Annotated in this window: 13 protein-coding genes; 9 read left to right on the top strand and 4 right to left on the bottom strand. The window is 56.8% G+C overall.

Features of this window, described 5'->3' with window-relative positions:
• The first annotated feature begins 101 nt into the window (after nucleotides 1-101).
• Nucleotides 102-2,237, top strand: a complete 2,136-nt coding sequence (locus tag CMN55_RS17470; RefSeq protein ID WP_459253675.1) for an HD domain-containing phosphohydrolase — start codon at nucleotides 102-104, stop codon at nucleotides 2,235-2,237.
• A gap of 1,276 nt (nucleotides 2,238-3,513) precedes the next feature.
• On the top strand, nucleotides 3,514-4,068 hold the full coding sequence (locus tag CMN55_RS15170) for a pseudouridine synthase (RefSeq protein ID WP_293950808.1): 555 nt from the start codon (nucleotides 3,514-3,516) through the stop codon (nucleotides 4,066-4,068).
• Between the two features lie 19 nt (nucleotides 4,069-4,087).
• Here CMN55_RS15170 and CMN55_RS15165 read toward each other — a convergent pair whose 3' ends face one another.
• Nucleotides 4,088-4,912 carry a universal stress protein gene (locus tag CMN55_RS15165; protein ID WP_293950806.1) on the bottom strand — a complete coding sequence of 275 codons (825 nt, stop codon included), beginning with the start codon at nucleotides 4,910-4,912 and terminating at the stop codon, nucleotides 4,088-4,090.
• A 250-nt stretch (nucleotides 4,913-5,162) separates the two neighbouring features.
• Here CMN55_RS15165 and CMN55_RS15160 point away from each other — a divergent pair, with 250 nt between their 5' ends.
• The gene (locus CMN55_RS15160) at nucleotides 5,163-5,720 is read left to right on the top strand and encodes a nitroreductase family protein (RefSeq protein WP_293950804.1); all 558 of its coding nucleotides are present in this window, start codon (nucleotides 5,163-5,165) and stop codon (nucleotides 5,718-5,720) included.
• A 198-nt stretch (nucleotides 5,721-5,918) separates the two neighbouring features.
• Nucleotides 5,919-6,524 (top strand): OmpH/Skp family outer membrane protein, encoded by a 606-nt coding sequence (locus tag CMN55_RS15155; protein ID WP_293950802.1) that lies wholly within the window; start codon nucleotides 5,919-5,921, stop codon nucleotides 6,522-6,524.
• 50 nt (nucleotides 6,525-6,574) lie between these two features.
• Here the strand turns inward: CMN55_RS15155 and deoA are convergent, their stop codons facing one another.
• Nucleotides 6,575-7,939, bottom strand: coding sequence for a thymidine phosphorylase (gene deoA, locus CMN55_RS15150; protein ID WP_293950800.1), 1,365 nt, complete (start codon nucleotides 7,937-7,939; stop codon nucleotides 6,575-6,577).
• Nucleotides 7,932-8,798: a purine-nucleoside phosphorylase gene (locus tag CMN55_RS15145; protein WP_293950798.1), complete on the bottom strand. Its 867-nt coding sequence runs from the start codon at nucleotides 8,796-8,798 to the stop codon at nucleotides 7,932-7,934. Before CMN55_RS15145 ends, deoA begins: the two co-directional genes overlap by 8 nt.
• Nucleotides 8,799-9,060: 262 nt before the next feature.
• Between CMN55_RS15145 and upp the strand changes: the two genes are divergently transcribed.
• Together upp and lpxC are read left to right on the top strand one after the other, a co-directional pair.
• Entirely contained in the window at nucleotides 9,061-9,711 is a 651-nt protein-coding gene (upp, locus tag CMN55_RS15140; RefSeq protein WP_293950796.1) for a uracil phosphoribosyltransferase, read from the top strand.
• A 139-nt stretch (nucleotides 9,712-9,850) separates the two neighbouring features.
• Complete coding sequence (lpxC, locus tag CMN55_RS15135; protein WP_293950794.1) at nucleotides 9,851-10,786, top strand: UDP-3-O-acyl-N-acetylglucosamine deacetylase; 936 nt, start codon at nucleotides 9,851-9,853, stop codon at nucleotides 10,784-10,786.
• A gap of 114 nt (nucleotides 10,787-10,900) precedes the next feature.
• Here the strand turns inward: lpxC and CMN55_RS15130 are convergent, their stop codons facing one another.
• Complete coding sequence (locus tag CMN55_RS15130) at nucleotides 10,901-11,287, bottom strand: helix-turn-helix domain-containing protein (protein WP_293950792.1); 387 nt, start codon at nucleotides 11,285-11,287, stop codon at nucleotides 10,901-10,903.
• A gap of 405 nt (nucleotides 11,288-11,692) precedes the next feature.
• On the opposite strand from CMN55_RS15130, the gene CMN55_RS15125 reads away from it, so the two are divergent.
• From CMN55_RS15125 to ligA, 3 genes are read left to right on the top strand one after another with little or no spacing between them, the layout of a single operon-like run.
• Nucleotides 11,693-12,520, top strand: coding sequence for an outer membrane protein assembly factor BamD (locus tag CMN55_RS15125; protein ID WP_293950790.1), 828 nt, complete (start codon nucleotides 11,693-11,695; stop codon nucleotides 12,518-12,520).
• A 12-nt stretch (nucleotides 12,521-12,532) separates the two neighbouring features.
• Entirely contained in the window at nucleotides 12,533-14,194 is a 1,662-nt protein-coding gene (recN, locus tag CMN55_RS15120) for a DNA repair protein RecN (RefSeq protein ID WP_293950788.1), read from the top strand.
• Nucleotides 14,191-16,308, top strand: coding sequence for an NAD-dependent DNA ligase LigA (gene ligA / locus CMN55_RS15115; protein ID WP_459253674.1), 2,118 nt, complete (start codon nucleotides 14,191-14,193; stop codon nucleotides 16,306-16,308). The genes recN and ligA overlap by 4 nt, the downstream gene beginning before the upstream one ends.
• Nucleotides 16,309-16,318: the final 10 nt, after the last annotated feature.

Raw genomic sequence — 16,318 nt, 5'->3', positions numbered from 1 at the left:
GCANTCAGGCATTTTTTGCATAGGGTAAGGGGCGGAATTTACCCATCCTTAAAGAGTTTCGGGGCATTCTGCAGTTTTATGAGTATTGTNTCGGGGTATCCATGTCCGGNATCGAGATCGAGACGACNGANCGCAAGAAAACGAACAGGACGCTGGGACTTGGCGTNGTGCTGCTTCTTGCCNTNGTGATTGCCGGNGTNTGGGCGACTTTCAGATTTGTTGATGAGCAGAGANAGCGGGATATCCGCAACTGGGAAATCCGGCTCGGTATNGTGGCGGACAGTNGGGCGGCCAATGTGGANGATTGGCTACGCAAACAGGANCAGGCCATTGGTACNCTGGCCACCAATGCCTCNTTGCAGGTNTATCTGACCCANCTTGTCATCGAGTCNGGNGAAAATGGCATTGCCATCAATGAAATTCCCGAAGCGGGATATCTGATCAATCTNCTCAATAATCAGGCGGTGATCAGCGGGTTCTGGGAACCGGAGGANCCGCAGATCCGGGCCAATGTGTCGCGGCCGGGCCGGGCCGGGATCGGCCTTGCNGANGCGACNGGCCGTCTNCTGGTCTCCAGCGGCAATATGCCGCCGATGAANCCGACAATCCGCGCCGCCCTTGCCAAGGCGGGAGAGGGGCAGTCNGCTCTTGTCGATATCTATGAAGGGATTAATGGTGATCCGACACTNGGCTTTGTCTGGCCGGTTTTTGCGGTCCAGGACGAGGGCAGCGTNAAGGATATTATCGGGTATGTGATCGGNCTNNGNACNGTTGAAACATCNCTTTTCCCGCTTTTGTTTCAGCCCGGCGANACGTTGCAGACGGCGGAAAACTATCTGGTGCGNAAGGACGGGACGCTNGTTCANTATATNTCNCCNNTNGCGGACGGAACGCTTCCTCTCNCCCGTAAACTCAGCAGCAAGGGAGACCTCGCGGCCGCNTTNGTGNTGGATAATCCGGGNGATTTCACNCTTGCCTCCAACTATCTGGGNAGTCGGGTGCTGGTCACAGGNCGGGCGCTTTCTGCCGCGCCCTGGTATCTGGTGCGCACGGTCACCGAACAGGAGGCCCTTGCCGAAACCAANCAGCGGCTTTCCACNATGCTNGGTATTTTCNTGCTGCTNATTTTCGCGGTTGCGGGGACGGTCATTGCCGTCTGGCGGCATGGTTCNTCCATNCGCGCGGCGGAGCTGGCCGTGCGCTACAAGGANATGGCGGAACGGCTNAAGGAACGGAGTGAGTTTCTGAAAATTGTGACGGATCAGCAGCCGACGGCNATCGCCGTTTTTGATGTGGAGGATAAATATACCTTCGCCAATANNGGCGCGGCCAGCGGCGTCGATATTTCGCAGGAAGAGATGATCGGTAAGAAGGTGGCGAGTGTNCTGGGCCCGGAACAGGCGCGGGAAATCATCGAAATGACCAATCTTGTCCGCACGGATTACGAACCNCGNTCTCTGGTCAGCCGNATGAAAGGAAGCGGGGAGGCGACGACGGANCGGGTTGTCAANGCGGANTTCGTGCCGCTNCGNTCCTCGCGCGTAAACAGNAAGGAAGTGCTGACGGTATTTCAGGATATTTCCGATGTCATGATGGCGCAGGAGCGNCGCGAAGCNGTNNTGCGCAATCTTGTTTCGACACTGGTCGGTTTNGTTGATCGTCGCGATCCCTATTCGGCGGATCAGTCGCGCCGNGTCGCCCGGGTGGCNGTNGCCATTGCCGGGGANATGGGNGCGACCGATGATCTGATCCGCACTGTCGATATCGCNGGGAACCTTCTCAATATNGGCAAGATACTGGTNCCGGCCGAGTTGCTGACCAAAACNAAAGATNTGACCAAAAAGGAANTGGAGACAATCCGCAACAGCCTGATCGCCAGTGCGGATCTGCTGGAGGAGGTGGAGTTCGACCTGCCTGTCGCCGCCACCTTNCGCCAGTTGCAGGAGCATTATGACGGCAGTGGCCAGCCGAATGGCCTCGTCGGCACCGAAATCACGGAGGCTGCNCGTATCATTGCCGTCGCCAATGCCTTCGTCGGGATGGTCAGCCCGCGCGCTTATCGCGGGGCNTTAAGTTTCAGCGATGCGGTCAAAATNCTGCTCGATGATGCNGACNGGCGGTTTGANCGCCGGGTNGTCAGCGCNCTGACCAACTATCTCGAAAANCGNGGCGGACGGGANNTCTGGAAATATTTCTCTGAAAATCCGGATGCGAATGCAACAAAGGATGAAACCTGAGATCANGGGCAGGNGGNGTTTTCCGCTCNCTCANTCATAGNNGCGTTTCCACTGTCCGATCCTGCAATAGTTTGAGNNGGATCACCCGCGNGGCGTGGCCTGNAAGGCGGCCGGACCGGTCANGATCAGCTTCACAACCTCGCTTTGACGGCTGGTATCCGTTTTCCTGAAAATTTGCCGCAGTTGTGAACGAACCGTATGCATGCTGACGCCCCATTCNTCGGCGAGATCGTCCAGCTTGTGCCCGTTGGTGAGGCCGAGGGCGAGNCGCCCCTCCGCCGGGGTGAGGCCATANAGGCGGCAGATGGTGTCAATGGANANCTCAACCGGTTCCGCCGGATCGGAAACAAAGAGGACCGCGCCTTTNCCGGCCATGCCCGTACCGATGGGCGCNACCATGACATTCAGCGGATGGTCGCTTTCCATGCGGGTCAGGGAAATGGCGAANTCCCCTTCGGANCGGGTGTCGTCGCCGGGGGNCAGCGTNTCGNTCAGCAGCTTGGCCAGCGCCCGGCTCTCCCCCGGAAGGGTCGCGCGGCAGATGCGNTCGGCGCCGACAGTNAGACCATCGCCCTTTTCCAGATAGCGTTTCGCNTTGCCATTGAAGAATAGAATTTTCGAATCCGCCGTTACCAGTATCACGCCNAACGGCAGNCGGTTCAGAACGGCGGTTGCGGAATCAAGNAGCGGNGCCGTTTCTGCACGGCGCCCGTGCCCCTGATGCCGCTGGATNGCATTCAGGATACTGCGGGCCATGCCNTCGGTGGTNAGNTGGCTTTTGATCAGATAATCCTGTGCGCCNTTGCGAATGGCGTCNCGNCCGACNGTTTCATCTTCGCCGGTNAGCACGATNATNGGNGATTGNGGGATTTTCTGGCCNAGCTGGCTNACCGCTTCCAGNCGGCTTCCGGAATTTTCCGTCATATCNAGAATGATNACGTCGCCCTCATTGGCCGTNCCGGTNTTNATAAAGCTNTCGAGGCCGGTCACATGTTCNAACGAGAAATTTGCATTCGCNGCATTGGCGAGAAGCCAGCCAAGCTGCTGGGCATCCTCCTCCTTTTGTCCGATAAAACGGATGGTCGCGGTTGAAATATCTTCCATTNCAGATGTTGATCCGGTTTGGCATTTTTGACTATTCTGGCGATGGTGCCAGAAATTCGTCTTTTACCATCGCTAAAATTACCTAAAAATTTGATAACTTTGATGTAAAACAATTTTCAATTGGCCATCACAAGAAGCGGCCGATTTCCGACCTTACTGATAGTCCCTGACCATGCCAAGATATATTGCCTTTCATAAACCGTACGGTGTCCTCAGCCAGTTCACAGGAGAAGCGGGGCAGCGGACGCTGGCAGAATTTTCCCTGCCGCCCAATGTTTATGCGGCTGGGCGGCTGGATAAGGACAGCGAGGGGCTGTTGCTGCTGAGTGATGACGGGCCGTTCATCAAACGGCTGCTGGACCCGGAAAACGGCCATGAGCGGACCTATTGGGCCGAAGTGGAGGGAATACCGGGAAAAGCCGACATGGCTAAACTGTCGAAGGGCGTGATGTTTGGCGGTTATCAGTCGAAACCCTGCCGGGCGGAGCTGATCACGCCGCAGCCGGAGATGCCGCCGCGCGATCCGCCGGTCCGGTTTCGCAAATCAATCCCGACCTGCTGGATAACGCTTACCCTGACGGAGGGGAAAAACCGACAGGTGCGCCGCATGACGGCGGCGACAGGGTTTCCGACATTGCGACTGATCCGTCAGCGCATAGGTCGGCTGGAGCTTGGTGATCTGCCAATGGGCGCATGGCGGGACGTGCGAAAAAGCGATATTTTCTGACGTCCCGCTGACTGTATGATTAATGGGAGAGCAGCGTCGGCGCCGTCATATGCGACAGAATGCTTTTCGTTGCGCCGCCCAGAATCATTTCGCGGATGCGGCTGTGGCCATAGGCGCCCATCACCAGCATATCGGCGCTATAATCGACCAGCGCGCCCAGCATGGCATCGCCGACATCGAGGTCCGGCCAGTGCCCCGATTTGAATTCCGCCTTAATACCATGTCGTTCAAGATGCGCCATGATCTGCTTGGTCTCGAAATTTTCATCTTCCGTTGCGTTAACCCGCAGCAGCGTCACCTTGTCCGCCTTTTTCAGGAAGGGCAAGGCTTCATGCAGGGCGCGGGAGGATTCCCGCGTATTGTTCCACGCGACCATGACGTGATTGCCAAAATCGTGAAATTTACCGGCAGATGGAATAATCAGGACCGGCCTTGGCGAGCTGACCACAATTTCCTCGGCAATATAGCGAACTTGCGCATTATTCTCCGCCTCCGGATCGCCCTGGCCGATCACGACAAGATCGACAGCAAGGGCGTGGGCATTCAGCAGGTCCGGCGCATATCCCTGTTCGATGAAGACGTCAACGCCGCAGTCAACTTTAGCGGCCAGCTCCTCCAGACGCTTTTTTGCCGCCGCTGCTTTTTTCTCTTCCGCCTGGTGGGACTGTTCGATCAATTCCGGCGGGACATAGCCCATATAGGTTGCCGGAACAACAACCTGTGCAATTGTGTACAGGCCGATCAGATGTGCTTTATGCTCGACCGCAAGGCCAAGGGCCGCTTCGATATTGGTGTCGAGATGGGCTTCGTCATTCAAATGTAGCAGGATAGTTTTTATGGACATGATGGTTTCCTCATTTCTCCCCCCGGGGATGGCGATTGCATACTCCTCTATTTTGTGACCGCTGACATTGATTTCAGACAAAATATGTCGCCGGTTTGATAATGGATTGTCTTCTCCCCCGTCCCTTTAATACTGTAGGGACAGAATGTGGCGATAACAACCACCTTGATGCAACGCGTTGGCCAGTCGGCAGATTCTCTGCTATTGCTGCCATGAAACCGGCGCCTTTAAAAAAGGAAACATCAGTCTAATGGATGCCATTGAAGCCCTGATCACGCGTAAATCATCGGCGCGGTTGACAGAACCCGCCCCCAATGCCGAAGAGGTGAAGATAATCATGCAGGCCGCGGGTCGCGCGCCCGATCATGGTCGCCTCCGGCCCTGGCGGTTTCTGGTTGTTGAAGGGGAGGCGCGGCAAAAACTTGGCGGAATATTCCGCGATGCGCTGCAAAAGCGCGACCCTGAGGCCAGCGATGCCGCGCTTGAAAAGGAAAGCCAGAAGCCACTCCGGGCGCCCATGATGATCATTGTCATTGCCAGGGTGACGGACAGCCCCAAGGTGCCGCCGATCGAACAGTATCTTTCCGCCGGCGCCGCCGCCGAAAATATTATGCTGGCCATTCATGCGCTTGGTTATGCCGGGATATGGCGTACCGGTGCGCCCTGTTTTGATGCGCATGTGAAAGCCGCCCTTGGCGCGCGGGACGAAGATATGATCGTCGGCTTTCTTTATATAGGCACCGCCGAGCGGCCGCCCATTCTGCCGCTTGAAGCGGCGACGGAATGTGTGGAAATCTGGAACGGGTAGATTCTCTCAAAAGGGCTGCATTCCGGTTTTGAGGGACCGCCGCAATGCAACGTCCAAATTTCACTGTTTTGCCTTTTTTGCTAGCTATTTCGGGGATAACAGGCTGAGAATGACGCAATGAGGGTTCTGGATTTATTAATCCGGTGATGTTATGTAGCTCTGTAACACCTCGGCAATCCCCAAACTCCGGAGAGACAATTGACAAAAAAGATTCAGTATCTGCTCATTGGATTGTTTGTGACAGCCGTCACAACCACGCTTTCCCTGCCGGGGGGGGCGGGTGCGCAGGCACAATCAAAGCTGCCGGAAGCCGTTGTCGCTGTTATTGATATCAACTATATTTTGCAGGAATCGGCGCCGGTAAAAAAAGCGGAAGAGGAAGTCAAAGCGCTTCTCAAAAGCAAAGTTGATGAGCTGAACAAGCGCGGGGATGCGCTTTTGAAGGAAAAGGAAGCGCTCGATAAACAGCGCGCCATCCTGGCCCCCGATGCCTATCAGCAGAAACTGGCTGAGCTGAATCAGCAGCGACAAGGTCTACAACGCGATTTTCAGGTCATCAATGGCAAGATGAATGAAGTGCTTGTGGGTGTCCGCCTCAAATTTCGCGAATTCATCATCCGTGTTGCCGCCGATGTCAGCAAGGAAAAAGGGGTTAATATTGGCATTGATCGCGAGAGAACCGTATTCTTCAATCCGACCATGAATATCACGGAAGAGGTCATGAAGCGTTTCAACGATGCCAATCCAAAGGTTGATATCAAGATCGAAGAAACTGTTGAAAGCGCCCCGAAAAAGCAGAACTGACGTTCCGACGGGCGCGACCTGGCGATGCGTTCTGCGTCTGGGAAGGTGTATCAGACAGGATGCCTAGTTTTTTCCGCCGTTATCCGCTGGCGTACCGGTAATGGAATTGCCGGACAGTCATCCGTGATGGTGATTGCTTGCAAAAGGCGCGTCTCGGCCTGATCGGCATCTGCCTCGGTGCGGGCATAAAGCGTGGCGACAGGCGCCCGCGGCCCGACCTTTGCACCAATACCAGCAATATTTACAAGCCCCACCCCGTGATCGATCATATCTGTCGCCTGCCGACGACCGCCGCCCAGTTCCATGACGGCAAGGCCGTATTCTCGGACATTGATCCGGTTGATGAAGCCGCGCCGTGGGGCAATGATGTTCCGGCGCACCGGGGCGAGGGGGAGATGCGCGTTCATGTTTGTCATGAGATCGGCGGGTCCGCCAAGGGCCGCCACCATCTGGGCAAATCGTTCGGCCGCCGTCCCGCTGGCGAGTGCGCCTTTTGCCGCGTGAAGTGCCGTAGTTTCATCCGCTATTCCGGCGAGAATGAGCATCTCACTCGCCAGGGCCATCACCACATCAAACAGGCGCGGATCCATATGGCGCCCCATCAGGAAATCAATGACTTCTCTGACTTCGACGGCATTGCCCGCCGTATGGCCCAAAACCTCATCCATGTCGGTCAGCAGCGCAGTGGTCGGCAGGCCGCTGGCATTGGCAACGGATACGATGCTGCGGGCAAGTTCCTCCGCTTCCCCCGGATCTGGCTTGAAGGCGCCGGAGCCGAACTTGACATCCATGACAAGGGCGTCGAGACCGGCGGCCAGCTTCTTTGAGAGGATCGAGGCGGTGATCAGCGGAATGGATTCAACCGTCGCCGTCACATCGCGAATGGCATAGAAGCGGCCATCCGCCGGGGCGAGGGCGTCGCTCTGTCCGATAATCGCGCAGCCAACGTGGCGAACGGTTTTAACGAACAGATCCATCGCCGGATTTATCCGGTATCCGGCGATACTTTCCAGCTTGTCAATCGTGCCGCCGGTATGACCAAGGCCGCGTCCGGCAATCATGGGTACCGCTCCGCCGCAGGCGGCAATCAGGGGCGCCAGGATCAGGCTGACCTTATCTCCGACGCCGCCCGTTGAATGTTTGTCGACAATGGGGCGGGAAACACCTTCCTTTTGCCAGTCTATGACGGTGCCGGACCGCAGCATGGCCTGGGTCAGGGCCGTGCGTTCCAACATGCTCATTCCCTGAAAATAAACCGCCATGGCAAAGGCGGCGATCTGTCCTTCGCTGATCCGGCCGTCTGTAAGGCCGCGGACCATGTAGGTGATTTCAGCCTCATCGAGCGTTTTGCCGTCGCGTTTTTTGCGGATGATTTCCTGAGGAAAAAAACTGCGTTCAGGCTGGCTTTCAGCCATTATGTCCCTCCGTGCTGCGGATATGGGCTTTCAGCAACTCCCGTTTCAGGGTTTCCAGAAACACAATGACGAGCTTTTCCAGATCGCCCGCCGCGATTTTCGCCTGTTCAAGCGTCTGCTCATGGCTGAGCGGCGTTTTGTTCGTCCCGGCGACGGGGTTGGTGATGCTGGAAATGGCGAGAACGCGCATGCCCGCATGACGGGCGGTGAGCACCTCCGGCGTTGTTGACATGCCGATGGCATCGGGACTGAGGAGGCGAAAGGCGCGAATTTCCGCCGGGGTTTCGAAATTGGGGCCGAGATAATGCAGATAAACCCCCTCATGCAGCGTGATGCCAAGCTCTTTTGCGACCGCCGCGAGATGTTTTCTAAGCACCGGATCATAGGCGTCTTCCATGGAAAAGAAGCGCGGCCCGAAGACGTCGTCATTGGGTCCAACCAGCGGGTTGAGGCCGGAAAGATTGATGTGATCGCGGATCATCATCAGGCTTCCGGGTTTCATCTTCGGACGAAAGCTGCCCGCGGCATTGGTTAGCAGCAAAATATCGACGCCGAGCAATTTAAGCATGCGTATGGGGATCGCAAGATCGCGGGGGGTGACGCCCTCATAATAATGGACGCGGCCCCGAAGGCAGGCGACCGCCATGCCGCCCAATCGGCCGAGTATGAGTTTTCCAGTATGGCCTTCGACGGAGGAGCGGGGAAAGTCCGGGATCTCGCCATAATCGATGCTGACGAGGGTTTCGATCTTGTCAGCAAGTCCGCCAAGGCCGGATCCCAGAACGATACCGACACGGGGCGAAAAGCCGGGGGCAACCTGTTTGACATAGTCGGCGGCGATATGTGGATTCAGGGTCATTCTTATTCCCGATGATTGGCGGAACAGGATCGTCTTTCGATGTTGAGTGCAGTATAGGGGTGACTTTTATCATACCAAACAGCGATTTGCAGAAAATTGGCCGGAAAGGTTATAAATATTTGTTATCGGCCCTGCGCGGTGTCCAGCTGCCATGAAATAGCGGATCATGCTCAACAGTGGTGGATTAACCCGTAAACTCGTCTAAATTTAAGATACCCGTACTCTGAGGACCAGAACGCCTAGCCATAAAGAAACGATGCCTATGACCCGCGATCCGCGTTTTCCCAACCTGCATATCCTCGATCACCCGTTGATTGTTCACAAGCTGACGCATATGCGACGCAAGGAGACGTCGACCCGCAGCTTTCGCCAGCTGCTGCGGGAAATTGCCCTGCTGATGGGATATGAAATCACACGCAATTTGCCCGTAACCGGCAGCGCCATCGAAACGCCGGTCTGCAAGATGGAGGGGCCGGTTCTCGCCGGGAAGAAGGCGGCAGTTGTGCCTATCCTGCGGGCCGGTCTCGGCATGGCCGACGGGTTGCTTGACCTCATGCCCTCGGCCCGCGTCGGGCATATCGGGATGTATCGGGATCATGAGACGAAACGCCCCGTGGAATATCTCCGCAGTCTCCCCTCGGCGGAAGGGCGGCTGTTCATTCTGGTGGACCCGATGCTGGCGACGGGATATTCCGCGGCGGCGGCGGTCGATGTGCTGCTCGATCACCGGGTTGCTCCTGAAGATATCCGCTTTATGGCGCTGGTCGCCGCTCCCGAAGGAGTGGAGGTGATGCGGCGCCAGCATCCAAAGGTCGCAATCTATGTGGCGGCTCTTGATGAGCGGCTGAATGAAAAGGCATATATCGTTCCGGGGCTCGGCGATGCAGGGGACCGGCTCTATGGCACGCATTGAGGATGTAAATAACGATTTATTTACCATTAAATTGTGCAGCGCCGAAATAATTGGTAACAATGTTTGATTTGTTTGTACCGAGGCTGTTTCGTACATTCAGGCTACAAAATTTGTACATGGTCAACAGAAGTGGCGGAAAATGTTTGTTAATCAAAAGACATTGCGGAACAGCATCAGCTGCACCGGCGTAGGTCTGCATGGCGGGGAGCTGATCAATATGAAGCTGGTTCCCGCTCCGGCGAACAGCGGCATTATTTTCAGACGCACCGATGTTGACGCGGCCATTGCCGATATTCCGGCGCGCTATGACAGCGCGTCCGATCTTGTCATGTGCACGACGGTCCGCAATGACGCGGGCGTGAAGGTGGCAACGGTTGAGCATCTGATGGCGGCCCTTTCCGGTTCCGGAATTGATAATCTTGTTATCGAGCTGGACGGACCGGAAGTGCCGGTTATGGATGGATCCGCCGCGCCTTTTATTTTTCTGATTGAATGTGCTGATATCCAGGAGCAGGACGCGCCGCGTCGTTATATCAAGGTGTTGAAGGAAATCGAGGTGGCGGACGGTGCCGCCCGGGCGATTCTCTCCCCGGCTGACAATATCTCCGTTGCTTTTGATATTGATTTCGACAATCCCCGGATCGGCAAGCAGAATTGCAGCTATAACCTGCGCAACGGGATATTCAAGAAGGAAATCTCCCGCGCCCGGACGTTCGGCTTCCTTAGCGATTTTGAGCAGCTTAAAAAACTCGGGCTGGCCAAGGGCGGGTCGCTTGAAAACGCCATCGTGCTCAGCGGCTCGGACATCCTGAATGAAGAAGGGCTGCGCTATGACGATGAATTTGTACGGCACAAGGCGCTGGACGCCATCGGAGATCTCTATCTCGCCGGGGCGCCGATCATCGGGGAATTTTATGGCTTCCGTTCCGGACATGCGTTGAATAACAAGCTGTTGCACGCTTTCCTGTCGGACCGGGATGCCTGGTGCTACACCACCGAGGCACCGCTGCGCAGCGGCAATGTCGGCGGGGCGAGTTGGCCCGCGCAGAAGGCCGCCGCGCCAGCTCGGGATTAACCGAAATTCTTGTGTACAATCTGGCGCTGTTTTAGAAATCAACAGCAAAAAACATAACAGGCGCGGAGTGATTTCCGCGCCTGTTCATTCTGTGAAATCTCTGTCGGGTGGAATTTATGCGGACTTGCGCCGCCGCTCCTTGCCAGCCAGACTTTTGATCAGGCCGCTGACCGCGGAGCGCACAGCAGGCTCTTCAATTTCGCTGTAATTGCGGACAAGCTCAATCGTGGAGCGGTTTTTTCCGCCATGTTCCAAGGGAATGCTGGCTGTTGATGGTTCAAGATGTTCAAAGAAATAGGCAACATCGACTTCAAGCCGTTTTGCTATTTCATATAATCTGCCAGCACTTACGCGGTTGGCGCCGGTTTCATACTTCTGAACCTGCTGATAGGAAATATCGAGTGCCTTCGCCAGATGCTCCTGTGTCAGACCCATCATTGTGCGTCTTTCACGAATCCGCTCACCGACGTGGTCGTCGACTCTTTTCGCGACTTTGCCCATTGTAGTTTGGTACCTTTCTTAAAACCTGAATTTATTTTTGGTTGTTTTACTGTCAAGGGCGTTGTCGACGATTCGAGAAAAACGATATATTATCGTGGGAGAAAATCGAACGGCGCCTTCACCCTTATAGGTAATATAACACACACGGGTAGAAAAACGAAATATCTAAATTCTAACAATAATTAGATAAAATTTTTTTATCGCTTCTCCCGGAGCTCTAACGCCGGGTTATCGCGATAGAGTTTTCCGCAATCGCGCCGGTCATCATTTGAGGACAATGCCGCCTTGCGGATCATTTTTTCCCGAACACGAAGAAAACTTAATCGAAAACTTCCCCTTGCTCCATTGATTGGATAAAATGCCGCAGCTTCTGTAGTTTGATGGTCACGGGCCGAGAGGAACAAGTTGTTTCACCAAATATTTTCCAAACAGGCAAAGGTGCTGTGCGCCTTTTCAATTGTCATGGTGCTGTCGGCCTGTAGCGGCACATCGGAGCCCGACGCCTATGTCGAACGGCCGGTCGAGGATCTGTATAATCAGGCACTGGCCGATCTGAATAGCGAAAATTATGGTCAGGCGGCGCGCGGGTTTGATGAGGTAGAGCGTCAGTATCCCTATTCCGTCTGGTCGACCAAAGCGCAGATCATGTCCGCCTTCGCCTATTACCAGAGTAATGAATATGACCAGGCCATTCTGGCGGCGGAACGGTTCATCGAGCTGCATCCGGGTAACAAGGATGTCGCCTATGCCTATTATCTGGTGGCGATTTCCTATTATGAACAGATCACGGGTGTTGAGCGGGATCAGAAGGTGACGCGACAGGCCCTCGATGCCCTGCAAAATCTGGTGCGCCGTTTTCCAAATACGGAATATGCCCAGGATGCGCGCCTCAAGATTGATCTGACACGGGACCATCTGGCGGGTAAGGAAATGGCCATCGGGCGGTATTACCTGAACCAGAAGCATATTGTCGGCGCCATCAATCGGTTCCGCACGGTGGTTGAGGAATATCAGACGACTACGCATGCGCCGGAGGCGCTGCACCGCCTGACGGAAGCCTATCTGATCCTCGGTATTCGGGATGAGGCGCAGACGGCGGCGGCGGTTCTCGGCTACAACTTCCCGGGCAGCGAATGGTATGAAGATTCATATGCACTTCTGGACAAGAATTATCTCAAGCCGGAAATCCACGAAGATTCATGGATCGTCAAGGCCTGGAAAACCGTCTTTTAGCGCCCGCCGGACATGCTGGAAAAACTCGCCATCCGCAATATTGTCCTGATCGACCGGCTGGATATTGCCTTTGAAAAAGGGCTGTGCGTTCTGACGGGGGAGACAGGCGCCGGAAAATCCATCCTGCTGGACAGCCTCGCACTGGCGCTTGGGGTGCGGGCCGATGCGGGCCTTGTTCGCGCCGGAACGGAGCAGGGAACTGTCACGGCGGAATTTAACCTGCCCCCCGATCATCCGGCGTTCGATCTGCTGTCCGAGATCGAGGTTGATCGCGGGGAGCCGTTGATCCTCCGCCGCACCCTCACTGCGGATGGCCGCAGCCGCGCCAGCATCAATGATCAGGGGGTGAGCGCGGGCCTGATGCGCAATGTCGGGGAAATGCTTGTGGAAATCCACGGACAGAATGCCGAACGGGGCCTGTTGGATGCGCGCGGTCATCGCCTGTTGCTGGATCAGTATGGCCGGTTGGAAGCAGACGTAATGGCTGTCGGACGTCTCTATGAGGGGATGCAGGAGACGGCGGAAAAGTTGGCAAGCGCCCTGCGTGAGATGGAGCAGGCGCGTATAGATGAAGAATATCTCCGGCATATGGTGGAAGAGCTTGGCGATCTCGCCCCGGAAGAGGGGGAGGAGGAAGCCCTCGCCGTGGAACGCTCCAACCTCATGCATGCCGAGAAAATTGCGGAGGCGCTCCGCGATGCGGAAAAGGCGCTCACCGATCATGGCGGCATTGAAAACCGTATCCGGACAGCGACGCGGGCAGTGGAACGGGTGATCGAGAAGGCGTCTGGCAAGCTTGATCCGGTGCTCGAAAGTCTGGAGCGGGCCGCCATTGAAATGGCTGAGGCGCAGACCGCCATCAATATGGTGGCGAGTGACCTGGATATGGATCCGGCGGGGCTGGAGCGGGTAGAAGAGCGTCTCTTTGCCCTCCGGGCGGCGGCGCGCAAGCATAAATGCGAGGTGGCGGAATTGCCGCGTTTGCTGGAGAACTTCATTTCCCGTCTGCGGGCGGTTGAGGAAGGCGACCGGCAGATCACCGCCCTTCGCGAGCAGGCAGAGGCGGCCCGGGAACAATACAGGCAGGCGGCCGCCGTGCTGGGGGAAAAGCGCCGGACCGTTGGGGCGGAGATGGACGAGGCCGTCATGGCGGAACTGGATCCACTGCGGCTTGGCGCCGCCCGGTTTACCACCGAGATCGCCGACGTGCCGGAAGAAAGCTGGGGCCCGGCTGGCATGAACAGGGTTGCCTTTCTGGTGGCGACCAATCCAGGCAGCCATGCAGGTCCGCTGATCAAGATCGCCTCGGGCGGGGAGCTGTCGCGCTTCATGCTGGCCTTGAAGGTTGTGCTGGCGCGTGCCGGTTCGGCCCCGACACTGGTCTTTGATGAGGTGGACCGCGGTGTTGGCGGCGCAACCGCCGATGCGGTAGGGGAGCGGCTGCACCGTCTCGCCCATGATCTTCAGGTGCTGGTCATCACCCATTCCCCGCAGGTCGCCGCCGCCGGTCAGGCGCATTGGAATATACGCAAGGCGGAGGCGGAGGGCGTAACCATTACCTCTGTCACCCGTCTCACGGCGGAGGAACGGACGGAGGAGATCGCCCGGATGCTGTCCGGCGCAAGTGTGACGGCGGAGGCGCGCGCGGCGGCTCTCAGCCTGATTGAAGGATGACCATGACAGAGATCGCGAAGCTGACGGTGGAAGAGGCAAAGGCCGAGCATGAAAGGCTGGCGAAGATCATTCGCGATCATGACGAGGCCTATTACGCCGAAGATGCACCGGTCATTTCGGATGCGGAATATGATGCGCTGCGCAAAGATCTTCTCGCCATAGAAGCGCGCTTTCCCGAATTGATTACGGAGGAAAGCCCGTCGCAGAATGTCGGCATTGCGCCGTCGAAAGGGTTTCGCAAGGTAAAACATCGCGTGCCGATGCTGTCCCTCGATAATGCGTTTGATAATGAGGAACTGCGGGAGTTCGAAGGGCGCGTGCGGCGGTTTCTTGGCCTTGCGCCGACGGAAGAAGTCGCCTTCTTCGCCGAGCCGAAAATCGACGGATTGTCCGCGAGCCTGCGCTATGACAAGGGAAAGTTCGTTCAGGGCGCCACCCGTGGTGATGGTCAGGAGGGGGAAGATATTACCGCCAACCTGCGCGGGGTGACGGATTTGCCGCTAACCCTGAAGGGAGAGAAGGCTTCCCCCCCCGATGTTTTTGAAATTCGCGGCGAAGTCTATATGTCGAAGTCCGATTTCCTGGCGTTGAATGCGGCGCAGTCGGACAGCGGCGGCAAGATATTCGCCAATCCGCGCAACGCGGCGGCGGGCAGTCTGCGTCAGCTTGATGCCTCGATTACCGCATCGCGTAAGCTGCGGTTTTTCGCCTACGCCTGGGGGGAGGCGGCGGAGTTGCCCGGTGCCTCCCAATCGGAGGTGTTGGCCGCTTTCAGCGATTGGGGTTTTACGGTCAACCCGCTCTCCAAAGTCTGTGTGAACATGGAGGAGGCGATTGATGCCTATCGCAAGATCGAGGAACTGCGCGCCAGCCTCGACTATGACATTGACGGCGTGGTGTTCAAGGTCAACCGGCTGGACTGGCAGGAGCGTCTGGGTTTTGTGAGCCGCAGCCCGCGTTGGGCGATTGCGCATAAATTCCCGGCCGAACGGGCCAGTACGGTGATTGAGGATATCGAAATCCAGGTCGGGCGCACCGGCGCGCTGACGCCTGTTGCCCGGCTCCATCCCGTCACGGTTGGCGGCGTTGTTGTTTCCAACGCCACGCTCCATAATGAAGATGAAATCCTGCGCAAGGATATCCGTATTGGCGATACGGTAATTGTCCAGCGGGCGGGCGATGTGATCCCGCAGGTGGTGGAGGTGGTGCTGGACAAGCGCCCGGAGGGCAGCACGCCTTATGTTTTCCCCGATCACTGCCCGGTCTGTGGCAGCCATGCAGTGAAAGAGCTGAACGAGACGACGGGCAAGGAGGATGCGGTGCGTCGTTGCACCGGCGGGCTCATCTGCCGCGCGCAGGCGGTGGAGCGCTTAAAGCATTTCGTCTCCCGCAATGCCTTTGATATCGAAGGGCTGGGGACCAAATTGATCGAAGCCTTTTATGAGGACGGCCTGATCCGCGCGCCCGCGGATATTTTCACGCTGGAAAAGCGCGACAGTGCCCCCGGAAATCTGACGCGGATCAAGAATCGCGAGGGCTTTGGCGAGAAGGCGACGCAAAATCTGTTCGACGCCATTAACGAGCGGCGGGAGATCACGCTGGACCGGTTTATTTATGCGCTGGGCGTGCGACATATCGGGCAGGGGAATGCCCGGCTGCTGGCGCGGTCCTATCTCACGCTTGATGCGTTGCGCAGTAGTCTTGGCGCGACGGGAGAGGCGGGCGGTGCAGCCTATGCGGACCTGCTGGAGATTGACGGTATCGGTCCGGCGGTCGCCGATGCGATCACTGAATTTTTCCGGGAAGAGCTGAACCAGCAACTGCTCGATGACCTACTGTCGGAAATTACTGTGACGGATTTCACTCGCCCGGCGGAGGATAGCAGCGTTGCCGGGAAAACAGTCGTCTTTACCGGTACGCTTGAACTGATGACCCGACAGGAAATGAAGGCGAAAGCGGAAGGGCTGGGCGCGAAGGTCAGCGGTTCCATCTCCGCCAAGACGGATTATCTGGTGGCCGGTGCCAATGCGGGATCGAAACTCAAGAAAGCGTCGGAACTCGGCGTTACCGTGCTGAACGAACAGGAATGGCTTGACCTGATCGGCGGGGGATAACGGCGCCGCC

The organism is Sneathiella sp. (assembly GCF_002694385.1).
Classification (GTDB): domain Bacteria; phylum Pseudomonadota; class Alphaproteobacteria; order Sneathiellales; family Sneathiellaceae; genus Sneathiella.
The sequence above is the reverse complement of the archived record's forward strand: the minus strand, read 5'-3'. Positions and strand labels throughout refer to the sequence as shown.